Here is an 8,511-nt window from a genome sequence, read left to right as displayed (position 1 = left end):
CGTCAAAGCGGATCAAGCCCAGGAACAGGTCACCACGACGCGTGGGGCGATAGGCCCGGCTGAATCCTCTTGAGCCCGGTCCAGCGTCCTTGGTATTCATCGTGCTGTAGTACGGAGAGGCACCACCGGCCGGCAAAATAGCTCATCTCACGAGCCGGACTCGCTTGCCCAGTAGCTGGAGGCCTGCCGGGCCGAATATTTGGCGCTTGAGCATCTTGATCCGGCCGACGTGACCTTCGACAACGCCGGAACTCCAGGGGCCGTCGGCAGAGGGACCCGGTGACGGCCAGCACAGAATGTTGGTGTGCACCCCGAGCGATGATGTCCGGCGCGGCTGTCGTGCAAGACGCGTTTTCGTGCGAGGGCTGAGATCGAAGCGTTCGGCATGGAGGTCACCCTCGATCCCGAACGGCATACCTCTACCAGCGCACCTCTGGCCGCATCGGAAACCCAGCCCGACTCATCCGCCAGGCCGCGATCACCGCTTCCGCGACGGCAGCGAACGCATCATCAGGAGAATGCTGGAAGCCATCCAGCTCGGCCACCTCGCCAAGGAACACAAGCCCCATACCCCGCGGCCGACCAGAGGGACATGATCGCGAAGAATCCCCCTGCTGTACCCCTGCAGTTGGCCATGGCTGGCTACTCTCCACTCGCCCGGTCCGGCACAGGAGAGGTACGTCCATGAGCACCCCGGTCCACCGCGCCTCAACTCGGCAGTCCGTGTCCGCCCTGGCGCCGACCCTGCAGCGCCTGGACCGGAGCAGGGCCGGGAGCCCGTCCAAAAACTCGGCGGAGCGCGCCCTCCTCGAGATCCAGTCCAGCGCCGGTAACCGAGCCGCGACCGCGGCGGTGCAGCGCGCCAGGGGCACGGCGCAGGAGAAAGCACCGGAGAACGGCAACGTGTCCACCGGATCGCAGAGTTATCGCGACCGGATCACTGCGGTCCTCGACCGGCTCAAGAAGAATCTCGAATTCATCGACACCTTCGTCAAGGGTGTCCATGTCCCCGCCAACGCGGGCTTCTCCCAGCAAGCCTCCGCCGCAGTCGACGACGGCCTCAATCACTCCGCCGGATCCTCGGGAACCGCCGCCGCGTCGGAGAACCTCGTCACGGAGACCGCCGGCGCCATGCTCAGTGGCATGGAAGCGGCCAAAGCCAAGAAGGACGCCGAGAAGCACAAGAGCGGGGCCGCCTTCCACGGAGCGGACAAGAAGGCCAACTCCAAAACGGCCGACGCGGTCGTCGGCGCCGCCAGCGCGGGAAACTACGCCCTCGGTATCGCCAAGGAGCTGACCAAAGCCCAGAAGGCGGCGCATGCCATGACAGCGGCCGAGGCGAGCGGTATCGGCTCCAGCGCTGTCGGCGCGGTGAAAGGCGCCCGTGCGGCGGGCCGCTTCGGGCTGACGGCCCGCAAATACCGTGCTCTGAAAGGGCTCGGAAAGCACCACCGCACTGACGAGGGAGCGCTGGCCCGGCTGAATCAGGCGCGGCAGGAAGCCGAATGGGCCGCGGCAGAGGCATATGTCGCGCTGGATGCCCACTGGGGCCACGAGGGCGAAGACCGGTTGGAACGCGTTTCGGACGCCATCGACGGGGCCTGGGCAGCGATGGGTGACGCCCGCGACGCCGCCAGAGACGTCCGGCGCGCCGAAGACGTGAACACGATGAACACGGTGCACACGTATGCGCTCGGCAAGCAGCGCAACAAGATGGGCAAGCAGGCGTTCACTGCCGTGGGCGAGTCCACGAAGGCTGCGGGCGGCATCGTGACGGCGATCGCCGCCACAGCGGGAGGAGCCGGACTGGCGAGCAACCCGGTCGGCTGGGGCCTCGCCGCGGGTGCGGCCGGCCTCATCCTCGGCGTCACCGCCTACAGGGCGGGCCGCGCGGGCATGAAGCGCTACGACGGAGCCCGCCACCCCGAACGCTGGGCGGCGGATGGGACCCCGGCGGAGCCCGCTTCCCGCGAGGATGCGCTGAAGGAGGCCCTGAAGTTCTGGAAGAAGGTGGAGAACGGTGAACGCCAGGCCATGGCACGTAAAATCTACGGATTGGCGGCGGGCGCGGACATCACCGGGAGTGCCGGCACAACGGCCGAAATGCGGGACTCGGCCAGAGCCCTTCTCACCGCTCTCAAGTCAGGCCCCACCAACCACCGGCTGACCCCAGACGAGTGGGCGCACTCCCTCAACGACCCGGCGAAGAGCGCCGCTTGGGTCAAAGAGATTGCAGAACAGCTGTCCTCGGCCTGACCGGGAGGGATCTACCGCGTCACCGTTGTGCTGCCAGTCAAGTCACGTGTGACGAGTGTGCGCTTGTCAGCTTTATGGTTCGGACTGGTGGCGCTCGTCAGGATCGTTGATCCACACCTGCAGCGGATCTTGGGACGGGCCCAACCGGGCCTGCACGGCTCACCCCCGGACCAGGACAGCCGCCTGGCTCGAAGGATCGGCACACCACGAACCGCTGTGACGTCAAGAAGACGATCAGAGGGCTCAGGAACATCATCGAGCGCGACAGCCTCGAGTGTTAAAAGACAAGTCATCGGAGTCCGGCGGTCTGCGGATGTCGAGAACGTGCCACCGGCTCCGTCCCAGGGACATCACCGGCCACCACCGGCCGCACGAAGAAGAAGGAGAAGCCAGCATGGCGATTCAGCGGATGGACAACGTAGCAGCGCTGTGGACTGAGGGGCTGGTACCAACCCTGTCCGGTGGGCTACGTTGTGCGGCTATGACTACCGGGACGGCCTTGCGCCACACACGGATTGGTGACCCGGCGCTCCTCTGAGCGCCGTGCGAGCGGGTGTTGGCCCGCTCTTGGATCGAGTATCTGGCGCTGCTGCGCGGGCTCCGCCTCCTGTCGTGCGATCACAGCTCGAAACGTCAACCACGACAGGAGAACTCATGCGCACCAAGATGCTGCAGATTCCCAACCCGGACGGCCAGGCCGACGCCTTCGCCGCCTTCCCCGACGATGGCGGGCGTCACCCGGGGATCCTGATGTACCCGGACGGCTTCGGCATCCGGCCCGTGCTGCGGAAGATGGCCTGCGAACTGGCCGGGCACGGCTACTACGTGCTCGTCCCCAACCTCTTCTACCGGCACGGCCAGGCACCGGTGATCGAGCTTCCCGAGTACATCGGAGAAGAGGCCCGGCCTGCGGTCTTCGCCCAGCTGATGCCCCTGATCGAGACACACACCACCGAGCGTTCCCTGACTGATGCCGAGGCCTACCTCAGGTTCCTCACCACCCAGCCCGAGGTCAGCGCCGGGCCGGTCGCAGTGACCGGCTACTGCATCGGCGGCCTCCTGGCAATACGCACCGCCGCGGCCCACCCCGACCAGGTGGCTGCCGTCGCAGCATTCCACGGCCCCGTGGGTGCCGATGGGCCCGACAGCCTGCGCCGGCTCACTGCGGAGGTGTATCTCGGCCACGCCGAATCGGACATGACACCCGAGTCTCTTCTCACCCTCAACCAGGCCCTGGATGCCGCTGGTGTCCGCCACACCTCCGAGATCTACCCCGGCACCATCCACGGCTTCACCATGGCCGACACCGACGCCTTCAACCCCGCCGCGCTGCAGGGCCATTGGGACCGCCTTCTTCCCCTCCTCGACCGCACCTTGGCCAACAGCTGAGAATCCGGCCCGGATACCAAAACCGAATGCCACCCCGCCGGACTCCTGGCGATGGAGGGACTGCACCAGCCGTGCAGCACGGTCGGCCGGCAGGGCTGGGGCCCCCGTATTGGCGATCTGCTGCTCGACTCGCATCGGGTCGATGGCGCCGCCTTGGTCACATGATGTCGGCGGCGGTGAAGACCTGCTGGACGCCCACAGAGTCGCGAATTCTTCGCTTCTCCTGCGCAGCTCGTCGATCAATTCTTTGAGCTCCCAGTCGGCCGGGGGTTCTGCTACTCCTCTTTCAGCAGGCGGGCCAGCTCGGCGTCCATGTCCACCCCTCCGGTAACGATGGCGTGGTCGATCCAGCCGCAGGCCGCCCGGACCCTTGCTCTCCGCTCGTGGACGTTGTCCGGTCGGAGAGGTTGCGGCTGACCGGTCCTACGGTGTGCCGTCACCGTGGTCAGCCGCGGCGGCCTGCCCTGCCCGCCACTGCCCGGCGTGTGTCCGGGGCAGCGAGAGCGACGAACGCCCTCGCGACGGGTTGATCAGTCCTGCGCCACGTTCGCCGCGGTCACATTCTCGATCACGCGGCCGAGTTTGGTCTTGGCCCGGGTCAGGTCCTGGATGCGTGCGGCAATGCGGTCGCGTTCGATGATGAGCTGGTCGACCATGGCGGGGGTCGCGACGCCGGTGCTCACGCACGGCAGGAGTTCGACGACGGTACGGCTGGAGAGGCCTGCCGCGAAGAGGTCCTGGATGAGCTGGACCCGCTCCAGGGCTTCGTCGGGATAGTCACGCTGCCCACCGGGCGTCCGCGCCGATTCCAGAAGCCGCTGTTCCTCGTAGTAGCGCAGGGCCCGCACGCTGACCCCTGACCGCCTGGCAAGCTGTCCGATGCGCATGACGCAGGTCATTCCCTTCCCGCACGTACCTCACGTTGACGTCAGGTTTAGGCTAGCAGCACCGGGGGCGGCCCTGGGGGTCGATTTAACCGTTGCGGGCGCCGTGATTGATCATGACCCGGTGGCGGACCCGAAGGCGTCGTACCGGGATCGCCGAGCCCGCCCGACGGCACATGGGTGTCGACCGTGACGGGCGGCGTGAACCCTCGGAGTGGCGCAGGGCCCCACGCTCACCCCCGCCCGCTCGGCAACCTCAACCATGCGCACCTGCCCTCCCCCGGCCTGGCGGCAATTGCGGCTTGCACCTCACGTCAACGTCAGGTTCTAGAGTGACGAGCGTCGGATGAACACGTCATTCCGGCCCGTCAAAGCAAGGCAGACCATTATGCGCGCAGCCCTGTTCCACGAATACGGCGGAGCGGAGAGCCTGGTGATCGAGCAGGCCCCCGACCCCCACCCCGGAGTTGGTGAGATCCGTGTCCGCGTCGCGGCGGCCAGCGTCAATCCCATCGACTGGAAGCTGCGCTCCGGCGCGCTGCACCAGGTCTTCCCCCTGGAGTTGCCCGCCATTCCCGGGCGCGACGGCGCCGGTGTGGTCGACGAGATCGGCGACGGGGTGCCGGGGGTGAGCATCGGCGACCGTGTCTTCGGACTGGGCGGCGTCACCGGGGCGACCGCAGAGCTGCTCATCCTCTCGGCCTGGGCGCACACCCCCGCCACGTGGAACGACGAGCAGGCCGCTGGTGCCGGTCTCGCGTCAGTGACCGCGATGCGTGGGCTCGACGCGCTCGGCTCCCTCGCGGGGCGCACCCTCCTCGTCGAGGGCGCCGCCGGAGGCGTGGGCAGCGCGGCGGTCGAGATCGCGGTAGCGCAAGGTGCCACTGTGATCGGGACAGCCAGTGAACGCAACCACGAGTTCCTCACCGCACTCGGCGCCGTTCCCACCACCTACGGCCCCGGCCTCGCGCAGCGTCTGTCCGCTCTCGCCCCGCGCGGAGTCGACATCGTGCTCGACACCGCGGCCTCCGGATCGCTGGACGACCTCGTCGCGATCACAGGTGACCCGAAGCGCGTCGCGACGGTCGCCGACCAGGCGGGCGGGCAGCGCCTGGGCACGCATGTGGCCCACGCGGTGAACGACTCCACTCTCCTGTCCGCGGCGGCGGAACTGGGCGGGCAAGGCCGCTACACACCCCGTATCGAACAGACCTACCCCCTGGAACGGATCGCCGACGCCCACGCGCACGCCGGGCGTGGACGCACCCGAGGAAAGATCGTGATCTGCATCTGAACAGGCCCACGAGGTAGATGCGGCCCAGAGCTACTTGACCAGCCTTCCCCGCCCCGCGATGACACGGCCTGGGTGGCAGCCGGATCAGGCTGCCACCAGGTACTGAGCACCGGCTTGGCCGGCGCTTCATCTGGTCGCGTCGCCGAGGCCGGACCCGGCGGATTGAGCGTCGGGCCCGGCCTCGGTCACCCGATGTTCAGTCGACGTCTGCCCGGCTCGTGCCCATCTTGAGGCCCGCGACCCAGTTGATGGACGCCGTGCTGGTGTCGGTACCCCAATACGTTCCCCATCGAGGCTTGTTCCCGAGATCGTCCCACGTTCGGGCCTGCGTGCGCGACGCGAACTCGGTGCCGTCCTTGTACACCGAGAGGGTTCCCTGGCCGGAGGCATCCGTGGTGATGCCCAGTTGGATGGAGTGCCAGGCACCCGCCGTCCATGGGGTGGTGCCGATAGAGATCCACTCCTCTCCGGGTGCCACGTACCAGGCCTTGAGCTGGTCGCCCTCGACTTTCATGAGGACGGGGTAGTTCTGGCTGTTCTGATCGTTCGTACCGTTCGACTTCCACTGAAAGACTGTCTGTGCGTTACCTGTCTTGGTCATCGAGTCCCAGCCGAACCAGTAGGCCGCAGAGTCCTTGAACGCATATTCACCCGCACTGGTGTGTACGCTGTGCGCTTCGCAACGCGCCACTCCTACGGGCTTGTTGAACTTGAAGAAGTCACCGTGCCCGTCGTTCCAGTTTCCGACGGTTACGTCGGCCGGGGAGTCACAGAGGGGCGTGACGAAGACACCGATCCCCTGGGACGCGTCAGCGTCCCAGATGACGGTGGCCTGGGCGGGTGCGGCGGCCCAGGCGACCGCTGCCGCGGCAACCGTGGCTACACAGACTGACGCGCGAATTGGGGGGCGTGACATATGCACCTCTCTCGACGTTGGGGGGAAACCAGGCTCCTGGAGCCCGATCACCTTGAGCGAGTGAGCATGTTGTAGCAGGTTTGGCGCTCAACGATCAATCACTCTCACTTTATTGACCATTTCGCGAGCATCCGATCGAAACGGTCATCTTGTTCGCTCTGCTGTGGCCGTCCGCACGATGGGCAGGAGCATCTGCACCTCAGGCACGCGAAAACACACCCACACCTACAAACCCACAAGCCTCCTCCGCACCGCCCGGCTTGCCTCCAGCATCTCCAGCGCGCGCAGCAGCGCGACCTCGTCGTTCCGCACATCGCCCGCAGTGCTCAGGTGCGCCTGCGTCCCGTCGAATCCGAGCGGGTGACAACAGCCCGCAGCGTTCTTGAGGGATCGGTGGCGTCGCACGAAGGGGACATCGCGGTCGCGGACACGTCTGGCATACACACGGAAGCTCACGCCTCAACCATCTTGTAGTTGCAGAAAGCACGTTCGGAACGTTCGTGTGCGACGACAACGTGCACACGACGAGGCGTGGCATGAAGTCTGCGAAGTAGGCTGGCGCGTCAAACAAGGGAGTACTGCGCATGACCTTCCGCTTGAGAGCGATCAGCCGTGACGAGCATCTGGCCTTTATCAAAGGCCGACCCTCCGCGAGTCACATGCAGGTGCCCTCGTGGGGGGGATGTGAAGCCGGACTGGCGGGCGGAGAGCCTCGGATGGATCGACGGGACCGGCCGGATTGTCGGGGTAGCGCTCGTCTTGTTCCGGCCGTTGCCGAAGCTCAAGCGGTACCTGGCCTACCTTCCCGAAGGTCCGGTCATCGACTGGTACGCCCCAGATCTTGAGCGGTGGCTCGAGCCGATGCTGGCCTATCTCAGGACCCGCGGCGCGTTCTCGGTGAAAATGGGTCCGCCCGTAATCGTGCGCCGCTGGGATGCGGGAACGGTCAAGGACGCCATTGCGGACCCGCGGGCAGGCCGGCTGCGCGATGTTGCGGCCAGCTCGTGCGAGCCGCGGGCCTTCGATGTCGCCGACCGGCTGCGCCGCTTGGGATGGCAGCAGGGCGAAGTGGGTGGTGCGGACGGGTTCAGTGCGGGGCAGCCGCGCTATGTCTTCCAGGTCCCGCTTGCAGGACGTTCGTTGGACGAGGTCCAGCGCGGTTTCAACCAGCAGTGGCGTCGCAACGTCAAGAAGGCCGAGAAGGCCGGCGTGAAGGTCGTCCAGGGCGGCTACGAGGACCTGCCCGCCTTCTATGAGATCTATAAGGAGACCGCGGAACGCGACCGGTTCGTTCCCCGGCCGCTGGCTTACTTTCAGCGCATGTGGACCGCGCTCGGGGCCGAGGACGCCGACCGGATGCGGCTGTATCTGGCCCATCACGAGGGCGAGGTGCTGGCCGCGGCCACGATGCTGACCGTTGGTGAGCACGTCTGGTACTCCTACGGGGCCTCCACCAGCCGCAAGCGGGAAGTCCAGCCGAACAACGCCATCCAGTGGCGGATGATGTCCGACGCCCACGGACTGGGCGCGAGCGTCTACGACCTGCGCGGCATCACCGACACTCTGGAAGAGTCCAACCACCTGCTCGGCCTGCTCCGGTTCAAGGTCGGCACCGGCGGCCAAGCCGCCGAATACCTCGGCGAGTGGGACTTTCCACTCAACAAAGTCCTCCACAAGGCCCTCGACCTCTACATGTCTCGCCGCTGAGTTGAGGGGCATGCCACGTGCCGATCCTGGACACGGATCTGGTTGCGGTGGAACGGCAATTGAGG

6 protein-coding genes and 1 pseudogene are annotated in these 8,511 nt (G+C 66.6%); 4 read left to right on the top strand and 3 right to left on the bottom strand.

Translation table 11 applies throughout. The features are described 5' to 3' along the window. The first annotated feature begins 723 nt into the window (after positions 1-723). Both J0695_RS06600 and J0695_RS06595 read left to right on the top strand, forming a co-directional pair. Positions 724-2,256, top strand: a complete 1,533-nt coding sequence (locus J0695_RS06600; RefSeq protein WP_307798455.1) for a hypothetical protein — start codon at positions 724-726, stop codon at positions 2,254-2,256. 654 nt (positions 2,257-2,910) lie between these two features. Beyond that, on the top strand, positions 2,911-3,645 hold the full coding sequence (locus J0695_RS06595) for a dienelactone hydrolase family protein (protein ID WP_206960892.1): 735 nt from the start codon (positions 2,911-2,913) through the stop codon (positions 3,643-3,645). A gap of 275 nt (positions 3,646-3,920) precedes the next feature. Here the strand turns inward: J0695_RS06595 and J0695_RS43720 are convergent, their stop codons facing one another. After that, positions 3,921-4,085, bottom strand: a complete 165-nt coding sequence (locus tag J0695_RS43720) for a DUF6192 family protein (RefSeq protein ID WP_307798454.1) — start codon at positions 4,083-4,085, stop codon at positions 3,921-3,923. A gap of 90 nt (positions 4,086-4,175) precedes the next feature. Then, entirely contained in the window at positions 4,176-4,532 is a 357-nt protein-coding gene (locus J0695_RS06590; protein ID WP_206960891.1) for a MerR family transcriptional regulator, read from the bottom strand. A 385-nt stretch (positions 4,533-4,917) separates the two neighbouring features. Between J0695_RS06590 and J0695_RS06585 the strand changes: the two genes are divergently transcribed. Beyond that, positions 4,918-5,823, top strand: coding sequence for an NADP-dependent oxidoreductase (locus J0695_RS06585; RefSeq protein ID WP_206960890.1), 906 nt, complete (start codon positions 4,918-4,920; stop codon positions 5,821-5,823). Positions 5,824-6,019: 196 nt separating this feature from the next. Here the strand turns inward: J0695_RS06585 and J0695_RS06580 are convergent, their stop codons facing one another. Continuing rightward, positions 6,020-6,739, bottom strand: a complete 720-nt coding sequence (locus J0695_RS06580) for a hypothetical protein (RefSeq protein WP_206960889.1) — start codon at positions 6,737-6,739, stop codon at positions 6,020-6,022. A 584-nt stretch (positions 6,740-7,323) separates the two neighbouring features. On the opposite strand from J0695_RS06580, the pseudogene J0695_RS06575 reads away from it, so the two are divergent. Beyond that, positions 7,324-8,446: pseudogene (locus J0695_RS06575) on the top strand (lipid II:glycine glycyltransferase FemX). The last annotated feature ends 65 nt before the right edge of the window (positions 8,447-8,511 follow it).

The organism is Streptomyces beijiangensis (assembly GCF_017315755.1).
GTDB classification, from domain to species: domain Bacteria; phylum Actinomycetota; class Actinomycetes; order Streptomycetales; family Streptomycetaceae; genus Streptomyces; species Streptomyces beijiangensis.
Note: the sequence above shows the minus strand (reverse complement) of the source record. Positions and strands in the feature narration are given on the sequence as shown.

What these genes read in the sequence shown, in the direction of transcription:
- J0695_RS06580 (WP_206960889.1), bottom strand. Translation starts at nt 6,739, where the DNA reads ATGTCACGCCCCCCAATTCGCGCGTCAGTCTGTGTAGCCACGGTTGCC.
- J0695_RS06585 (WP_206960890.1), top strand. Translation starts at nt 4,918, where the DNA reads ATGCGCGCAGCCCTGTTCCACGAATACGGCGGAGCGGAGAGCCTGGTG.
- J0695_RS06595 (WP_206960892.1), top strand. Translation starts at nt 2,911, where the DNA reads ATGCGCACCAAGATGCTGCAGATTCCCAACCCGGACGGCCAGGCCGAC.
- J0695_RS06590 (WP_206960891.1), bottom strand. Translation starts at nt 4,532, where the DNA reads ATGCGCATCGGACAGCTTGCCAGGCGGTCAGGGGTCAGCGTGCGGGCC.